At 50.4% G+C, this 18,251-nt stretch carries 15 protein-coding genes; 13 read left to right on the top strand and 2 right to left on the bottom strand.

Going from position 1 to position 18,251, the window contains the following annotated elements:
- Positions 1-74: 74 nt before the first annotated feature.
- The 10 genes from CBR65_RS05960 to recJ all read left to right on the top strand — a co-directional run bounded on the left by CBR65_RS05960 (position 75) and on the right by recJ (position 10,872).
- The gene (locus CBR65_RS05960; RefSeq protein ID WP_087466013.1) at positions 75-1,994 is read left to right on the top strand and encodes a beta-ketoacyl synthase; all 1,920 of its coding nucleotides are present in this window, start codon (positions 75-77) and stop codon (positions 1,992-1,994) included.
- A 190-nt stretch (positions 1,995-2,184) separates the two neighbouring features.
- Positions 2,185-2,433, top strand: a complete 249-nt coding sequence (gene rpsP, locus CBR65_RS05955) for a 30S ribosomal protein S16 (RefSeq protein WP_087466012.1) — start codon at positions 2,185-2,187, stop codon at positions 2,431-2,433.
- A 14-nt stretch (positions 2,434-2,447) separates the two neighbouring features.
- Entirely contained in the window at positions 2,448-2,987 is a 540-nt protein-coding gene (gene rimM / locus CBR65_RS05950) for a ribosome maturation factor RimM (RefSeq protein WP_087466011.1), read from the top strand.
- 99 nt (positions 2,988-3,086) lie between these two features.
- Entirely contained in the window at positions 3,087-3,845 is a 759-nt protein-coding gene (trmD, locus tag CBR65_RS05945) for a tRNA (guanosine(37)-N1)-methyltransferase TrmD (protein ID WP_232461371.1), read from the top strand.
- A 32-nt stretch (positions 3,846-3,877) separates the two neighbouring features.
- Positions 3,878-4,234 (top strand): 50S ribosomal protein L19, encoded by a 357-nt coding sequence (gene rplS, locus CBR65_RS05940; RefSeq protein ID WP_087466009.1) that lies wholly within the window; start codon positions 3,878-3,880, stop codon positions 4,232-4,234.
- A gap of 174 nt (positions 4,235-4,408) precedes the next feature.
- Complete coding sequence (gene xerD, locus CBR65_RS05935; RefSeq protein WP_087466008.1) at positions 4,409-5,308, top strand: site-specific tyrosine recombinase XerD; 900 nt, start codon at positions 4,409-4,411, stop codon at positions 5,306-5,308.
- Positions 5,309-5,372: 64 nt separating this feature from the next.
- Positions 5,373-6,170 (top strand): DsbC family protein, encoded by a 798-nt coding sequence (locus CBR65_RS05930; protein WP_232461370.1) that lies wholly within the window; start codon positions 5,373-5,375, stop codon positions 6,168-6,170.
- 156 nt (positions 6,171-6,326) lie between these two features.
- A complete protein-coding gene (locus CBR65_RS05925; RefSeq protein ID WP_087466006.1) occupies positions 6,327-7,631 on the top strand; it encodes a homoserine dehydrogenase in 1,305 nt (434 codons plus the stop codon).
- Positions 7,632-7,662: 31 nt separating this feature from the next.
- Entirely contained in the window at positions 7,663-9,060 is a 1,398-nt protein-coding gene (thrC, locus tag CBR65_RS05920) for a threonine synthase (protein ID WP_087466005.1), read from the top strand.
- Positions 9,061-9,141: 81 nt separating this feature from the next.
- The gene (gene recJ / locus CBR65_RS05915; RefSeq protein ID WP_087466004.1) at positions 9,142-10,872 is read left to right on the top strand and encodes a single-stranded-DNA-specific exonuclease RecJ; all 1,731 of its coding nucleotides are present in this window, start codon (positions 9,142-9,144) and stop codon (positions 10,870-10,872) included.
- Here recJ and CBR65_RS05910 read toward each other — a convergent pair.
- Positions 10,869-11,501, bottom strand: a complete 633-nt coding sequence (locus CBR65_RS05910) for an arylesterase (protein WP_087466003.1) — start codon at positions 11,499-11,501, stop codon at positions 10,869-10,871. The genes recJ and CBR65_RS05910 overlap by 4 nt on opposite strands.
- Before the next feature lie 156 nt (positions 11,502-11,657).
- On the opposite strand from CBR65_RS05910, the gene CBR65_RS05905 reads away from it, so the two are divergent.
- From CBR65_RS05905 to CBR65_RS05895, 3 genes are read left to right on the top strand one after another with little or no spacing between them, the layout of a single operon-like run.
- Complete coding sequence (locus tag CBR65_RS05905) at positions 11,658-12,335, top strand: ABC transporter ATP-binding protein (RefSeq protein WP_087466002.1); 678 nt, start codon at positions 11,658-11,660, stop codon at positions 12,333-12,335.
- An 18-nt stretch (positions 12,336-12,353) separates the two neighbouring features.
- Positions 12,354-14,846, top strand: coding sequence for an ABC transporter permease (locus CBR65_RS05900; RefSeq protein WP_087466001.1), 2,493 nt, complete (start codon positions 12,354-12,356; stop codon positions 14,844-14,846).
- Between the two features lie 38 nt (positions 14,847-14,884).
- On the top strand, positions 14,885-16,330 hold the full coding sequence (locus tag CBR65_RS05895) for an MATE family efflux transporter (RefSeq protein WP_232461369.1): 1,446 nt from the start codon (positions 14,885-14,887) through the stop codon (positions 16,328-16,330).
- Between the two features lie 5 nt (positions 16,331-16,335).
- Here CBR65_RS05895 and CBR65_RS05890 read toward each other — a convergent pair whose 3' ends face one another.
- Positions 16,336-18,063: an NPCBM/NEW2 domain-containing protein gene (locus CBR65_RS05890; protein WP_157671987.1), complete on the bottom strand. Its 1,728-nt coding sequence runs from the start codon at positions 18,061-18,063 to the stop codon at positions 16,336-16,338.
- Positions 18,064-18,251: the final 188 nt, after the last annotated feature.

Genomic DNA, 18,251 nt, shown 5'->3' with positions numbered 1-18,251 from the left:
TAACACTTGTCATGTATTGTTAATACACTTTGCTCCATTCTGGCGTTTAATCGATTGCTGTTCGGAGTTTCTGTATGTCTCGCCCATCCCCATCACGTTTATCTGTCATCGTCGGTTTCGGTGGTTTTAATGCTGCCGGTCGAGCTTCGGCGCATCATGCCTATCGGCGCATGATTATTGAGAGTCTACCGATTAAGGAGCGCCAGGAAACCATCGCGGGTTTGGCTGTGATGATGGGCTTGATTGATGTGGATGAGTCACAGTACATCCGTATTGAAAATGATCAGCCCCTGACGTTGGATGAGATTGAATCGGAGTTTGGGGCGGCAGTACTCGATGGCACTTTGATTCGCCGCATTGAAAAAACATTCTTTGATGTGGACGCCGCGCATTGGCAAAAGAGTGCGGTCCTGAGTAGCGGTTCGCAACCGCTGGTGTTTGAAATGAGCCGACGCGATCTTCCGGAGCCGGTTCCTCAACATTGGGAAGTCGAGGAGCTGGAAGCGGGCCGCGTCAAGGTTACTCTTGCGGACAATTTGACCGTCAAGCTGGATAGCTACCGCGATATGCCGGTGAAGTCTGCGGGTCAGCTACCGCGCGGATTTGATCCTGGTGCTCTTTACAATTCCCATTTTCACCCTCGCGCGTTGCAATTGGCTGTCATTGGCGCCTCTGATGCGGTGCGCTCTGTCGGCATTGACTGGCTCACGATAGCAAATGCAGTCAAGCCAGATGAAATAGGTGTATACGCCAGTAACGTGATGAGCCAAATGGATGAAAACGGCTTCGGTGGGTTATTGCAGTCCCGTTTGAAAGGGGGGCGCGTCAGTACCAAGCAATGTCCGCTCGGCTTGAGCAGTATGCCGGCTGACTTCGTCAATGCGTACATTCTGGGTAGCGTGGGGCATACCGGGGCGATAGCCGGTGCCTGTGCCTCTTTTTTATATAACCTTCGTGCTGCCGTGGAAGACATTGCCAGTGGTAAGTGCCGGGTGGCGATTGTGGGTAATGCGGAAGCACCGATTACCCCCGAAATTATCGATGGTTATGCCACCATGGGTGCGCTTGCCAGTGAGGAGAAGCTGAAAAAGCTCGATGGCGCTGATGCAACTGATCCGCGTCGCACGAGCCGCCCTTTTGGTGATAATTGCGGGTTTACTATTGCCGAAGCCAGTCAATACGTTGTCCTGATGGATGATGCCCTTGCCCTTGAATTGGGTGCTGATATCCATGGCGCGGTCAGTGACGTTTTTATTAATGCAGACGGTTTCAAAAAATCTATCTCAGCTCCCGGGCCAGGCAATTACATCACCATGGCAAAAGCGGTTGCCGCCGCGCGGGCTATCGTGGGTGACGAAGCTATTCGCCAGCGCTCTATGGTCCAGGCACATGGCTCCAGCACGCCACAAAATCGAGTCACCGAGTCGCAAATTTTTGATCAGGTGGCCAAGGTATTCGATATCAAGCAGTGGCCGGTATCGGCGGTGAAGGCCTATGTGGGTCACTCTCTCTCGCCAGCCAGTGGGGAGCAGCTTATTACGTCCCTGGGAATCTTTAAGTACGGCATGGTGCCGGGAATCAAAACGGTTGATAAGGTGGCAGATGATGTATTTGCTGAGCGGCTACAGTTTCCCCTGCAAGATCTGGATCGCCGCGATCAACCCCTCGATGTCATCTTTCTGAACTCCAAGGGCTTTGGTGGCAACAACGCAACGGCTGGCGTGATCGCCCCTCAGGTTGTAGAAAAAATGTTGTCTCGCCGCTACGGTGCTGAACGTATGGACAAATACTTCCAGCAGCGGGAACAAACGCGGGCCGCTGTAGAGGCTTATGATGCCGCAGCGCTAAAAGGCCATTTCCAGACAATCTACCACTTCGGCGAAGGGCTAATTGACGAGAGCCAGATTGACATGGATAACACGTCTGTGACTCTGCCAGGCTTTGCCCGACCCATTGATCTCGCCTTCACGAATCGCTTTGACGATATGGTTTGAGGCTGAATTGGTTTATTGAATCTGCGGACAGCGTATGGGTTGTTCGCAGCTATTCTTCAGGCTATACAAACCTGATCCTTTCCCTTAGAATACCGCGCCTTTCGCTGCACTCACGTGCGCGTAACTATTTTTTTAACCAGGGTACCGCCTTGATCGGTACTGAATTTTTCTAAACAGGAAGAAAACCTCAATGGTAACTATTCGTCTGTCTCGCGGCGGTTCCAAAGCGCGTCCGTTTTATCACCTGACTGTCACTAACAGCCGTAGCGCCCGTAATGGTCGTTTTATTGAGCGCGTGGGCTTCTTTAACCCCGTTGCCCGTGGTCAGGAAGAGCGTCTGCGTGTTAACACCGAGCGTCTCGAACACTGGGTTAGCCAAGGTGCACAAATGAGCGAGCGCGTAGCGCAATTGATCAAAGACAGTAAAAAGGCCGCCTAAGCAGCCTGCGCCTGATGAGTACCGCTACATTGGATCTGGTAAATATTGGGCGTATTACGGCGTTATACGGTGTGAAGGGCTGGTTAAAGATCCACTCTTACACCGAAAATGCTGATGATGTGTTCGCGTATAACCCGTGGTGGCTGAAAACAGCGCATGGTGTGAAGCAGGTCGAAGTCGATGAAGCTCGACCTCACGGTAAGGGGTTTGTAGCGCATATCAAAGGTATTGATGATCGCGAGCAGGCGGCATTGTTCACCAGCGTCGATATCGCGGTGGAGCGCCACCTGCTGCCGGAGCTTGATGAAGGTGAATACTACTGGAATCAACTGGAAGGCCTGGCGGTTATTACCACCTTTGGTGATTCGCCTCAGCGACTGGGCCGTGTAATCAAGTTAATGGAAACCGGTGCGAATGATGTCATTGTCGTTGGGCCGGATGACCAGAGTATCGATCAGCGCGAGCGATTGATCCCTTATGTGCCTGGGCAGTTTGTCCTCGCGGTTGATTTGACAGCGGGGGAAATGCGGGTAGATTGGGACCCGGAATTCTAGAGCGAGCGAACAGAGGGCAGTTTGGTGCATTCAGAGCAGCAACCTTCTACCTCGACACCTGACTCGATAAATGGGAAGCATTCAGCCGAGGCGATGGTGGTGACTCCATTAAAAGTTGCGGTCATAACGCTCTTTCCCGAGATGTTTGAAGCCATAACCCGGAGCGGTATTACTGCTCGGGCGGTAAAGCAGGATCTGATTTCAATCAGATGTTGGAATCCCCGGGAATTTACCTCGGATCGCCATAGTACGGTGGATGATCGCCCTTACGGTGGCGGCCCGGGAATGGTGATGATGGTGCAGCCTTTGCGCGATGCGATCCAGGCTGCAAAAAGCTGGGCCGGGGAAGCGGCGAGGGTTATTTACCTGTCACCTCAGGGCAGGCCTCTTGATCAGAAAGGTGTGGTTGAGCTGTCGCGTTACACCAACATGATTCTGGTTGCCGGGCGCTACGAAGGAATTGATGAGCGCTTGATTCAGACGATGGTGGATGAAGAATGGTCCATCGGTGATTATGTGGTCAGCGGTGGTGAGTTGCCGGCTATGGTATTGATTGATGCGGTGACCCGCTTGATACCTGGTGCGTTAAATCACGCTCAATCGGCTGAGCAGGATTCTTTTACCGAAGGCTTACTGGACTGTCCGCACTACACGCGTCCAGAAGTATATGAAGATATGCGGGTTCCGGATGTATTGTTATCCGGCAATCACGAACAGATTCGGCGCTGGCGCCTTAAACAGGCGCTGGGGCGAACCTGGCTTAAACGGCCAGATTTATTGCAAGTAATAACATTAACCGAGGAACAGCAGGTGCTGTTGACGGACTTTCGTCGAGACCTTGAAAACGACAAACTCTAGCTGTGAAGCTACAGACTCTCAGGAGCAAAACCATGAGTAGCAAAAACCCAATTATCCAGGCACTGGAAAACGAACAACTGAAAAAAGAAGTCACCGAATTTTCACCGGGTGATACCGTTGTTGTTCAAGTAAAGGTTATCGAAGGTAACCGTGAGCGTTTGCAGGCATTTGAAGGTGTTGTTATTGCCAAGCGCAATCGCGGCCTGAACTCTGCTTTCACCGTGCGTAAAATTTCCCACGGTGTAGGCGTTGAGCGGACGTTCCAAACCCACAGCCCACAAGTAGAGAGCGTTGCTCTGAAGCGTCGTGGTGATGTGCGTCAAGCCAAGTTGTACTACTTGCGTGACCTCACCGGTAAAGCGGCTCGTATTAAAGAGAAGCTGGTGTAATAAATCGGATAAAGTATCTTCCGATAACAAAAAGGCCGGAGCGGGAAACTGCTCCGGCCTTTTTGTTCTTAGGGCAGGTTGAATTTATACGGTTGTTGTTTGTCCTATCTGCTGGCAATAATAGCGGGTAGATATTCCCTGAGCGCAATTGCCACTGGTTGATTAAGGCCCAGCATGCTGTCAAATGAAGATTCTTTGCTGCTTGAGCACTATCTGGACGCAGTCTGGATGGAAAAGGGCTTAAGTCAAAATACATTGGAATCTTATCGCGCCGATCTGTCGGCGTTTGCACAATGGTTGAATAAAAATGAAATGGGGCTTCTGAGTGTAGACTCGCAAAGCCTTTTACATTATCTGGCGTATCGCCACGAACAAAAAATTTCCAGCCGCTCCACAGCCAGATTTTTGTCTTGTGTGCGTGGCTTTTATCGTTACCAACTTCGTGAAGGAACTGTTAAGGAAAATCCCCTGGCGTTGGTGGAGAACCCCAAGCTACCGCGTGCGTTGCCGAAGTCCTTGACTGAAGCTGATGTTGAGAGTTTGTTGGCCGCGCCCACACTGGATGATCCGATCGGGCTGCGTGATCGCACCATGTTAGAGGTGTTATACGCTTGTGGTTTGCGGGTTACCGAGTTGGTTAGTTTGCAGATGTCCCAAGTCAATCTGCGTCAGAATGTGTTGAGGGTAATGGGTAAGGGGAGCAAGGAGCGATTGATTCCCATGGGGGAGGAAGCGTCTGCCTGGTTGACGCGCTATTTGCGTGAAGCGAGACCTATGTTGTTGCATAATTGCCCGGATGAGATAGTCTTCCCCAGTACGCGTGCTCAGCCGATGACTCGCCAGACCTTCTGGCATCGCATCAAGTATTGGGCGCAGGTTGCAGGTATTGATAAACCCTTGTCGCCGCATACCCTGCGTCATGCTTTTGCCACGCATCTTCTGAATCATGGTGCAGATCTACGGGTTGTGCAGTTATTACTGGGGCACAGCGATTTGTCGACTACCCAGATATACACCCATGTGGCGCGTACCCGGATGAAAGCTCAGCATGCCGAGCACCATCCCCGAGGTTAACAATAAACTAGACGTTACAATTGGCAAAATTTTGAAATTTCTTAGCCGCAATTAGGACATGATTATGATTAAAAGAACGATTATCGGCCTGTTGAGTGCCGGGGCTTTATTGTCAGTCCCCGTGTTATCCATGGCTGAAGAGGCCAGTGGTGCGGGTATGCTTTCGCGTAAGTCGCCCGAGAAAATTATCAGCGAGCGCTTGAAACAAGCGCGCCCCGAAATTCAATTTGGTGAGCCCCGTCCAGCACCTATCGATGGCTTGTATCAGGTGCAGGTTACCGGCGGCCCAACACTGTATGTCACTCCCGATGGCGATAAATTTATTGCTGGTGAAATCTTCTCCATTGATGCAAACGGCTTCTCCCGTTTTGAAGATCCCTACGTGGTAGAGGAACGCAAACGTTTGCTGTCCAAGATTGACCCCAAAGATACGATTATCTTCAAGCCCAAGGAGAAGACCAAGGCTGTGGTCTATGTCTTCACCGATATCGATTGCGGTTATTGCCGGCTGCTTCACAAGCAAATCCATGCCTACGACGATCAGGGTCAGAAAAAGCCTGGGTACAATGACCTGGGTATCGAGATTCGTTATCTGGCATACCCGCGCGCAGGCGTTCCGAGCGCTTCAGCAGATAAGTTGGTGACTGCCTGGTGCTCCAAAGATCAACAGGCTGCTCTGACGGCCCTGAAAAATGACCAGCAGGTTCCGCCCGCCAAATGCGACAAAAACCCTGTGGCAGAGGATTTCAAATTGGGTGGCCAGATCGGTGTCAACGGTACCCCGGCGGTATGGTTTCCCGATGGTCGGTTGATGCCGGGATACATGCCTCCGGAGCAAATGGCCCAGGCGTTGGGTATTTAATTAATTCCATTCTGCAAGCTGCTCCCGCTTTGCCATCAGGCGAAGCGGGAGATTTCCATTGGCTGATTGACACTCTCGATACAGCTCAGTAAGGTTGCCGTCTTTTGCTCAGTTGAGCGCTTTTCTGTTCAATTTCTATTCGCAGGGGACACCATCTTGAAACCGGTCAAAATAGGTATCTGCGGTCTTGGGACCGTAGGCAGTGGCACCGTTAATGTATTGACGCGCAATGGGCGCGTTATTAATGCCAGAGCCGGTTGTGATATTACGATTGCCCAGATTGCCGCTCGCCGCGACAACCCCAACTGCGATACCGCTTCGTTTAATGTAACCCGCGATATCTTCGCGGTCGCTGACAACCCTGAGGTCGACATTCTGGTCGAACTGATCGGCGGAACAACGGTAGCAAAGGATCTGGTGCTGCGAGCGATTGCCAATGGCAAGCACGTGATTACCGCCAACAAAGCGCTAATTGCCCATCACGGTAACGAAATCTTTGCTGCGGCCAACGCCAAGGGTGTCACTGTTGCATTTGAGGCTGCGGTGGCCGGTGGTATTCCGATTATCAAAGCGATTCGTGAAGGTTTGTCAGCCAACAAGATCGAGTGGCTGGCGGGTATCATCAATGGTACCGGCAACTTTATTCTGACTGAGATGCGTGATAAAGGCCGGGCATTTGAGGATGTCTTAAAAGAAGCTCAGGCGTTAGGTTATGCAGAAGCCGATCCCACCTTCGATGTGGAGGGCATTGATGCCGCGCATAAGCTGGTGATTCTGGCCTCGCTGGCATTTGGGATTCCGCTGCAATTCGATAAAGTTTTCACCGAAGGTATCACGCGCGTATCGCCACAAGATGTGACCTATGCGGAAGAGTTGGGCTACCGAATCAAGCATCTGGGTATTGCTCGCCGCAGCCCGAATGGGATTGAGTTGCGTGTGCACCCGACGTTAATCCCTGAAAAACGTTTGATCGCAAATGTTAACGGGGTTATGAACGCTATTGTGGTCAAGGGTGATGCGGTTGGCCCGACGCTATACTACGGTGCTGGTGCTGGTGCTGAGCCTACGGCTTCGGCAGTAATTGCTGATATCGTTGATGTTGCACGAACGTTAACTGCAGATCCTGAGCACCGTGTGCCATATCTCGGCTTTCAGCAGGAAAACCTGCGTGATAAAGCGATACTGCCCATTGAAGAGGTGGAAACAGCGTATTACTTGCGCATGTCGGCACTCGACAAGCCGGGTGTTTTATCGAAGGTTGCGCAAATTCTCAGTGACTCCGGCATCAGTATCGAAGCGTTGATTCAGAAAGAAGCCAAAGATGACGAAGAAACCGTACCGCTGATTTTATTGACCAATCGTGCGCTGGAAAAACATATTGTGGCGGCGATCACCACGATTGAAACACTGGATTCAATCACCGCACCGGTTACGCGTATTCGTATGGAATCGTTGAAATAAATTATCAATCTTTTTAGCACAGGTTATTAGCGTGAAATATATCAGCACTCGCGGTCAGGCACCGGCACTGACATTTGAAGAAGTGGTTCTTACTGGTCTGGCGCCCGATGGTGGTCTTTACGTTCCTGAAAGCCTGCCGACATTTTCTGCCGAGGAAATTGCGTCCTGGTCCGGCCTTTCTTATCAGGAGTTGGCATTCAAGGTAATTAATCCTTTTGTCGCGGGTGCATTGTCGGATGATGAACTGAAGCGCATCATCGCCTCGTCTTATAACGTGTTTCGTCACGATGCCATCGCACCTTTGGTGCAAACCGGCCACAACGAATGGGTGCTGGAGTTGTTTCAAGGGCCAACGCTGGCTTTTAAGGATTTTGCGCTGCAATTTCTCGGTCATTTGCTAGATCATTTGCTGAAGAAGCGTAACCAGAAAGTCGTCGTGATGGGCGCGACATCTGGTGATACCGGATCAGCGGCAATTGAAGGCTGCCGCCGCTGCGACAACATCGATATCTTTATCTTGCATCCGCACAATCGCGTCTCTAACGTGCAACGTCGGCAGATGACCACAGTGTTGGAAACTAACGTTCACAACATTGCCCTCGAAGGTAATTTTGATGATTGCCAGAACATGGTGAAAGCCAGCTTCGGTAATCAGTCTTTCTTACCTGAGGGGCGCCAGTTGGTGGCTGTCAACTCGATTAACTGGGCGCGTATCATGGCCCAAATCGTTTATTATTTTTACGCTGCCGTGGCCTTGGGCGCACCGCATCGTCCGGTGTCTTTCTCAGTGCCGACGGGAAATTTCGGCGATATCTTTGCCGGTTATCTCGCCAAACGTATGGGATTACCCATTGATCAATTGGTGATTGCGACCAACAGTAATGACATCCTGCATCGTTGTATCAGTAGCAATGATCACAGCAAACATCAGCTGCAACATACCCTGTCGCCGAGCATGGACATCATGGTATCGAGCAACTTCGAGCGCATGCTGTTTGATTTGTACGACCGTGATGGCAACGCCATTCGCCAATTAATGGATAATTTCAAATCCGGTGAGATGTCGCTGAGCGAAACGGCTCTGGGGCGGGCTCGCGAGTTATTCAGCAGTTACCGCGTGAGTGATGACACAACCATCAAGGTGATCAGTGAAGTATTCGATCACTGCGAGTATCTGCTAGATCCACACACGGCAATCGGTGTTGAAGCGGCCCGACAAACCCGTCGCCGTCAGGATATTCCTATGGTGTGTCTGGCAACTGCTCACCCGGCCAAATTTCCGGAAGCGGTGCGTAAAGCAGGGCAGGCGGCCGATCCGCAATTGCCGCATCATATGGCTGATCTGTTTGAACGCGAGGAGCGTTATACGGTATTGCCACAGAATCTGGAAAAAGTGCAGCAATTTATGGCTGAGAATTTGCGTCGCTGATTCTGATTGCTGCTCAACCTGTGAACGCTGCTTTGGGCCACTGAAGCAGCGTTTTGTTTTTTATTGTTAGCGGATTTTTTCATGCAAAAAGTGATTCGCCGTCGCGACCCCATCGTATCAGCTGGCTTGAACAACCAACTGCCTGCACTGTTGCAGCGGGTTTACTGTGCGCGTGGTGTCAAACAGGATGAAGAGTTACAACACCACTTGACACTGTTGCAAAAACCCAGTTTCAAGGGGTTGTCCGAGGCGGTTAATTTATTGGCTGATGCTGTGGTGGCGCAGGCAAAAATTATGATCGTGGGTGACTTTGATGCGGACGGTGCAACCAGTTGCGCTCTGGCTGTACTTGCATTGCGCGCTATGGGTTTGCCTTCAGTCGATTTTCTGGTGCCGAATCGGTTTGAGTACGGATATGGATTAACACCGGAAATTGTCACCGTCGCTGCGGCTCAGCAGCCAGACCTCATCATCACCGTTGATAATGGTATCTCCAGTATTGAAGGCGTCCAGGCAGCGCGCGAGCTGGGCATCGCGGTTATCGTAACTGATCACCATTTGCCGGGCAGCGAATTACCCGACGCCGATGCGATCGTGAATCCCAATCAACCGGGTTGTCCATTTCCCAGTAAAAATCTTGCTGGTGTCGGTGTTATTTTTTATGTCATGAACGCGTTACGCGCGGAACTTCGTCAACTTGGCTGGTTTGCCGAGAGCGGCATTCCTGAACCGAACATGGCCAGCTTCCTCGATCTGGTTGCTCTGGGGACAGTGGCAGATGTGGTGCCGCTCGATCACAACAATCGCATTCTGGTTGCGCAAGGGCTACAGCGTATGCGTGCCGGTGTTGCGCGTCCCGGCATCCTGGCGCTACTTGAAGTTGCTGGTCGGACCCCACACAAGCTTGTGGCTGGCGACCTGGGTTTTATTGTTGGTCCACGCTTGAATGCAGCGGGGCGATTGGATGATATGTCGCTCGGCATTCAGTGTTTGTTATGCGACAGTCCATCCCTTGCTCGGGAAATGGCGTTGTCACTGGATGAATTGAACCGTGACCGCAAAGCGATTGAAAGTGGCATGCAACAAGAAGCGTTACACATGTTGCAAAAGATATTGGTGGACGATGCAGACTCTCTTCCCTGGGGATTATGCTTATTCGATGAAAATTGGCACCAAGGTGTGATTGGTATTCTGGCTTCGCGAATTAAAGATCGCTACCACCGTCCGGTTATTGTGTTTGCCGATGCCGGTGAAGGACAAATTAAAGGTTCTGCTCGTTCAATCCCCGGTTTACATATTCGCGATGCATTAGATGCAGTTGCTGCGCATCACCCCGGGTTGTTAAAAAAATTCGGTGGTCACGCCATGGCGGCGGGAATGAGTTTGGCGCGGGAAGATTTTGCAGCCTTTGCCCAGGCTTTTGATGAAGAAGTGCATCGGCAATTAACGGAAGACGATTTGAAAGCGGTTCTGGTCAGCGATGGTGAACTAACACCGGAGGATTTTAACCTGGTCATCGCTGCGCAGCTGCGCGACGCCGGGCCTTGGGGGCAGCATTTCCCGGAACCTTTATTCGATGGAGAATTCTTTTTGGTGCAACAGCGCATTGTGGGAGAGAAACACTTAAAGATGGTGCTATCCCATGATGCCGCCGGAAAACAATTACTGGACGCCATTGCATTTAATGTTGATGTGCAACAGTGGCCCAATGCAGCGGCGAAGCGTGTGCGATTGGCCTATCGTTTGGATATCAATGAATTTCGCGGTAAGCAAAGCGTCCAGTTAATGGTGGAATATCTGGAGCTCTGCTAGTCCTGGTTTTTTAACAGAGGCTCAAGCCCGACCCACACATTATCGAGCATGGCTGGCTGCGCTTCGGCGGTTGGATGAATGCCGTCGCGCTGCATCAAATCCCGATCAACGGCGACGCCCTCAAGAAAAAAAGGCACGTAAGCCAGTTCATATTTTTTGGCTAGCTGCGTATAAACCTGATGGAAGCGTTCGGTGTAGCGCTGGCCATAATTGGGTGGTATTTGCATGCCCAGCAATAGGACTTGCGCGCCGGCATCCTGGCTTTTCTGGATAATGGAATCCAGTTGTTGTTGCATGATATTCAAAGGGTGACCGCGCAGGCCGTCGTTGCCACCCAGCTCCAGGATAACCAGCGCGGGCGTATGTTCTTTCAGCAATGCGGGTAAACGTGCAAGTCCGCCGCCGCTGGTTTCGCCGCTGACGCTGGCATTCACAACCTGATAAGGATGATTCTCTGCCACGCGTTCGGCCAGTAAGCTCACCCAGCTCTCTTCCAACTCAATGCCATAGCCCGCGCTTAAACTGTCGCCCAATACCAGAATGCGAGCTTTTTCATCGGCGGACAACAAGGGACTGATGGTTAATAACACAATCAGTAACAACGGGCGGAATGGATTTGCATTGCGCATAAGTAAATCCTGCATTAATCAAATTTTAAAGTGTTCGCTTGATGATAGAGATGATGACATAGATTACCGTAAAGAATTGTCAACTGTTTTGACTCTACTGATGTTAGTTAAGACTATTCTTTGTAAAGCAACTATTTTTTACCCTAAGGACTTTTTATGACCCCAGCCGTCATGGTTGAAGCAAAATCGATTGATAAGACCGTCACAACCTTTGAAGGTGCCTTGACGATTTTAAATCAGGTTTCACTCAGTGTGGTTGCGGGTGAGAGTGTGGCCATTGTCGGCGCATCCGGCTCAGGTAAGTCGACCTTACTTGGTATCCTGGCCGGTCTCGATTTACCTACCAGTGGAGAAGTGATACTTAATGGTCACATCCTCACAGCGTTGGATGAAGAGGGGAGGGCAAAGGTTCGCGCGGAAAATATTGGATTTATTTTTCAATCGTTTCAGTTGCTACCCGGTTTGACAGCGGTAGAAAACGTCGTTCTTCCTCTGGAATTACACGGCGTAAAACAGGCGCGCGCATTAGCGGTGGATTTTTTGAATCGCGTAGGATTGGGTCAACGCTTGCATCATTATCCGCAACAACTTTCCGGTGGTGAACAGCAGCGTGTGGCCATTGCGCGCGCCTTTGCCAGTCAGCCGAGAATTTTATTTGCTGACGAACCGACCGGTAACCTGGATAGCACGACGGGTGCGCGTATTATTGATTTGTTATTTGAATTGAATCGCGAGCAGGGCACCACATTAATTTTAATTACCCACGAAGATCGCTTGGCGGCGCGTTGTCAGCGGCGAATTGAATTGGCCTCGGGCGAAATTATCGCTGTCTGATAAATGAAAGGATAAATTATGTTGGCGTTGCGATTGTTGTGGCGTAATTGGCGCAGTGGTGAAGTCAAGTTATTGGCTGCCGCATTAATGTTGGCTGTGGCGGTTGTCAGTGGTATTGCCATCTTTACGGATCGCCTTGAGCGTACACTGGTGCAAGAAAGCAATATGCTGCTGGGTGCAGATTTAATTGTGCGCGGCTCCCAACCACACAACCCGGATTGGTCGGCATTGGCAGCGGAAGACGGCATAGAGCAAACGACGGCCGTGCTATTTTCGTCCATGGTGTATGCTGGCGACCACATGCACCTCGCTTCAGTAAAAGCAGTAACCGATGGGTATCCCCTGCGTGGGCAACTCGATATCAGTACTATTCCTTTCGCCAGTCAAGCTAAAGACATTCAAACAGCAGAGGGCGTCCCCGCTCCAGGAGAAGTGTGGGTGGATTCTCGTTTGTTGCCCTTGTTGCATATTGAATTAGGCGATTCTCTGGCGGTTGGTGAATACGAGTTGGTGGTAACCCAAGTCATCATCCGTGAGCCGGACAGTGCAAGCCCCTTTAGTTTTATGGGCGCGCGCGTCTTGATGAATATGGCTGACCTTGAGCGCACCCAGGTCGTCCAGCCGGGCAGTCGTGTGCAGTACCAATGGCTATTGGCCGCTAACAATAATGCGCTCGACTCTTTTGCCGAGTGGCTGGAGCCGCAACTGAGCAAGCATGAGCGTTTGGTGGATGTGGAATCCGGCCAGCGCGGACTTGGCCGTACCCTGGAAACCGGCAGGAGTTTTTTGTTGTTGGCCGCCGTGATCGGTGTTTTGCTGGCTGGCGTCGCTATTGCGTTAGCTGCGCGACAATTTTCGTCGCGTCATGTTGATCAGGTAGCGCTGATGAAAAGTTTTGGTGTCAGTGCTCAACGGATTCGCCAACTTTATTTTGTTCAGCTATTGCTGCTGGCGGTAGTGGCATCCATGGCCGGCTTATTGGTAGGTGAATTGATTCAGCGAATAGTAGCGGCAAGTTTGCAGCAGGTTTATCAGATAGCTTTGGGAACAGCGAGTATTTATCCCTACGTCATCAGTTTTGCCACCGGTCTTATCTGTTTGATCTTTTTCGCCTTGCCCTCGTTATGGTTTTTACCCGGTGTGCCACCATTAAAAATACTGCGGCGGGAATTGGGCGTGAACACCCTCCATTTGTGGATTCAAGTGGCATTGGCTTTTTCAGCAATATTGTTATTGATTATTTTATTCAGCCAGGATTTTGCATTAGCCCTGAGTGTGATTGGGGCACTGTCCGGGGTGCTGGTTATTACCGCCGGGATGGCTCTGGGCTTGTTGAAACTCAGCCGGCACATTGCTACCAATACCGGTAGCATATGGCGTTTGGCGCTGGCCAATCTGCAACGCCGCCGCGAACAAACTTTGGTGCAAATTGTTGTCTTTGCCACGGCCATTATGCTGCTGTTGACCCTGACCATTGTGCGCACCTCATTGATTGATGAATGGCAATTACAATTGCCCGAGGATGCACCCAATCACTTTCTGGTCAACATTCCTCCTCACGATGTTGAAGCCGTACAGCAAATGCTGGATGAAAAGCAACTTGAGCGCGAGCAGCTTTATCCCATGGTACGTGGTCGGTTGACCGCCATTAATGGAACTGAGCCGACAGAAGCACAGCGCTCTGCTAACGGCGTATTTAATCGGGAAGCTAACTTGACCTGGACCGATACCCTCGCAGGGGATAATGAAATTGTCGCCGGCCAGTGGTGGGATAAGTGGCAAAGCAGTGCAGAGGGTTTGCCCGGTGTGTCTGTTGAAATAGAGTTGGCGGAAGAGGCGGGATTATCCATCGGCGACAAGCTGACTTTTTCTCTCGGCGGGCTGATCCTTGAAGCACAAATCGCCAGCTTCCGCAGCCTGGATTGGCGTTCGATGAAGCCTAACTTCTTTTTTATCTTTGAACCCGGTGCACTGGATAATTACTCACCGACGTATATCACCAGTTTGTATTTGCCGCTGGAGCAGAAGTCTTTTATCAATGATTTATTGCGTCGTTATCCAACGATGCTGGTCATCGAATTGGATCGCATCATTGATCAAATCCGCACCATCGTCACGCAAGTCAGCAATGGCGTACTGTTGGTGTTATGGCTGACCCTGGTGGGCGGATGTCTGGTGTTGATTGCTGCCGTGACCAGCAGTATTGACAGTCGTAAGCAGGAGTCCGGTTTGCTGCGCGCATTGGGCAGCCCGCGCCGATTGATGATCGGTAGTGTGTGGGCGGAGTTTTCAGTGCTCGGGCTTTTGTCCGGCATTATCGCGGTCATTGGCGCAGAAATTTTGCTGATCAGTCTGCAGTATTGGGTACTCGAAACACCGATCCGCCCCCACTATATTTTCTGGTTGGTCGGGCCCTTAGCCGGTGGACTTTTTGTCGGTTCGCTCGGCGCGTTAAGCTGTCGATCCGTGGTCAATACCCCGCCGGCGGTGGTGCTGCGTGAAGCCGGTTAGATTCTTGTGTTTGTTCTGCTAAGCTAAATAAGCCCGGCATGTCTCGCCGGGCTTTTTCGTTGTATTTCTTCGTTGTATTTCTCTTTGAGGTATCCATGCGTAACGAGCCAAAAAGTCGCGTGCTCGACAAAGGCTTATGGGGAATGAGCGCCCCGATGTTGATTGATCAGGCGGTTATTTACACCATTCCCTTGCTCGATATGTTCTTTCTCAGTCGGATCTCCGACAGTGCGGCGGCGGCTGTCGGTGCGATTACCCCGATGATCTTTGTTGCCAATGCCTTACTTTTTATAACATCCTTTGCTGGCGCCAGCATCGCGAGCCAACGTATCGGCGGCGGCGATTATCAAACCGCTAATGCCACGATTGTGGTTTATGCCCTTGTTGTGGTGGTGTTAGGTCTGGTTGCGGCTCAAACGCTGATTCACGGCGCTCCCTGGGTGGTTTCCCTGATGCCCGTGACAGACGAAGTAGAAATTCACGCTGCAAATTATTTAGGCATTATTGGCTGGATGGTGGCGCTCTGGGGTTGTCGCACCATCTATCAGACGATCTTCAATATTTACGGCGAACCTAAATGGAATTCGGTGAGCAACGTCATCTTTTTCTTTTGTAATTTGCTCGGTAATTACATCGCCATTTTTGGCTTGTGGATCATTCCGCCATCGGGTGTGTCTGGTGTGGCCTGGGCCAGTGTGATATCCGCATTGATCACCTTTATCTTTGTAATGAGTGTCGCTCACTTTCGGTTAAATATTCGTTTGCCAGTTGCTTATGCCATGCAACATTTTCGACAGCTATTCCAACCCATCCTGCGTATCGCTGCGCCTTCCATCCTGGAGCCCATGTCTTTTCAGGGCAACATGATGGTACTGAACTGGATTGCCGCGAACGTGAGTGTGTTGGCGCTGACATTGAAGGTCTATACCTACAATACGTTTTTATTCTGTTTGATGATCTCTATCGCATTAAGCATGGCTACCGAAGCCATTATTGCTCAGCGTATCGGCCGGAAGGAGTTTGATATTGCAGATTTGCAGCTGCGGGAAAGTTTAAAAATTTCACTGTGGGGCACAGGCTTGCTGGCGTTATTCTGGTGGGTCTTCAATCAACAAGTATTGGGCATATTTACCAGCGACCCGGACATACTTGCGCTCGGTGCCTGGGCATTTTTTCTGGCGTTTTTGTCGGAGCCGGGTCGCACGGTCAACATCGTTATTGGTAGCGCACTCAGGTCAACAGGCGATGCAACCTTTACCTCTTTATCGAGCATTGCCGTTATTTGGCTATTCTCTGTGCCGCTGGCCTATATCCTTGCCATTCCTTTCGAGATGGGACTCTATGGATTACTGATCGCCGCCATTATTGATGAAACCGTTCGCGCGTGCATCAAATGGTGGCGATGGAAGCAGCGCAAGTGGGAAGGTTACGGTGTGGCGGTATGGGAGGCCAGGCAATTGGCGAAGCGCCAACGGCCTGATTAACCGCGCTACTTACTCTCAGGCAGTGCGGCGAGATGTTCCTTGCTTTTGAAGGTCAGGATAAGGTTAACCCAGTTGGCATGGTCATAGGAGTTGGGTCCCTTGGCATTTACATGCAGCGTCAGCTTCTTTACGCCGACCAGATCCACCTCGCCGTGTTCCACCTGTTTTCTATTTCCATGGATAACATTGGATTGCCATAATCTTTTTCCATCGCCCAGCACCGAAAATACGACCTCACCATGGTTGACGCCATCATCGATACCAACAATAAAGCTCAACTTTTCAACGCCCTCGGGTAGCATATAATTAACATTTGAGTTCGCGTGAGTGCCCAAACCAAACGCATACTTTTTACCGCCCAACGACAGAACCCCGTTGTTGAGATTTCGATTTGTTTGCAGCTTGCCGAAATCCTGATGCGAACTGTCGATTTTTAGTTCAGTTAGTAACTTCTGGTTCTCTTCCAGATTGAGCGTGTTGAGGCGATAACTCGTGTGCAACATAAGTAAAGTAATCGCCGTTGCAACAATAAAGCCGATGCTGGGGAAGTGCTTCATCTGCATAATTTGATAAAGCTTCATTGCCTGGCGCTTTATAGGCTGCAATACACCAGTGAAATCAGCCAGGATATAAAACAATGCAATGAGAGAGAGAATTGATGCGGCGGGCCAGATCTGTGATCCGTTAATGCCATGTATCATAGCGATGTTCAGTGATGTGGCCAGCGTCAGCAAGACAGCATAAATCATTCGTTCGGGATAGATGGCGGAATAAATTAATGCAATAACCGTGGCGGGTACCAGGTAACGCTCATGCATGCCGGGCAGCAAAACAAAAAAAGCCGCCGCGCAAAACATGGCGTAGAAAACGTGTTGCCCCGCCTCAGACAAACTGTAATCAATAGTGTCATTGCGAAACTGGTGCTTCATCCCGCGCATGAAAGCCCAAAGGCACGCAATCGCAAAAAATAAAATACCCAAATGTTTTGCCGTGAACAGGGACGCGGCGATACTGCCTTCTTTGAAACCAAAAAAAACGTAACTATCAGGCCAGGTATTTCCGGTCAGTAGCATCCAGAGATTGGCTGCGTTATAGGTTGTATAAGGATATTGTCCCAGGGTATCGATATAAGCCTGTCGAATAATATGTTCGACACTGTCCGTTAACGCCATGGGAAACAGCACCAGCGCAACAATCACAAAAGATATGATGCTGCCAATCAGTGTGTTTTTGATGTCGCGAAAAAAGATAATGCCGAAGACTGGTGCAAAACATATCATCTGGAATTTGGTCAGTACCGCCAATGTAAACAAGGGCAATGCCAAATAGAGATAATTATTCAGCAACAACAAATACAAGGCGCAGACAATAAAAGTCACAGGAAAAATATCTACCTGCCCCCAGATCGGGCCATTTAACAGTAAGGCTGGGTTCAGCACGGTTAACAACATAACCGCATGAAGCTTCGCACCATGAATACTCCGGTGCATGAGCAGGGAAAATACGATGCGGGTCAGAACCAGATGAGAAACAACAACAGGAATCTGGGTTAGAAATTTCAGCAAGTTGTTAACTTCAATGGGTTGATCCAGCAACACCATCACTTTTCCAACAATGTAAAGCCAGTGTACATAGAGCGGTGGATAATTGCCTTTGAAGCCTTCATAGCCCTTTTCAGCGAGATGCTCAGTCCAGGAGCGCCAGTAATCCATATCGCCGCCATAACTCTTCATGAAAATGCAGAAGAAATTGATTGCGATAACCAGCATTAAGTAAGGATTCAGCAAATGAAAAGGAGGATAAGACAAAAATCTTCTGCCTTCCGTCAGAAAGGGATATTTCCTTAACGGTAGAAACTGATGGCGAGGCTTATGACGGGCAGCAGTAACTGACGACATTGCTTATCCTTGAGTGCTAGAGT

Source organism: Cellvibrio sp. PSBB006, assembly GCF_002162135.1.
Classification (GTDB): domain Bacteria; phylum Pseudomonadota; class Gammaproteobacteria; order Pseudomonadales; family Cellvibrionaceae; genus Cellvibrio.
Note: the sequence above shows the minus strand (reverse complement) of the source record. Positions and strands in the feature narration are given on the sequence as shown.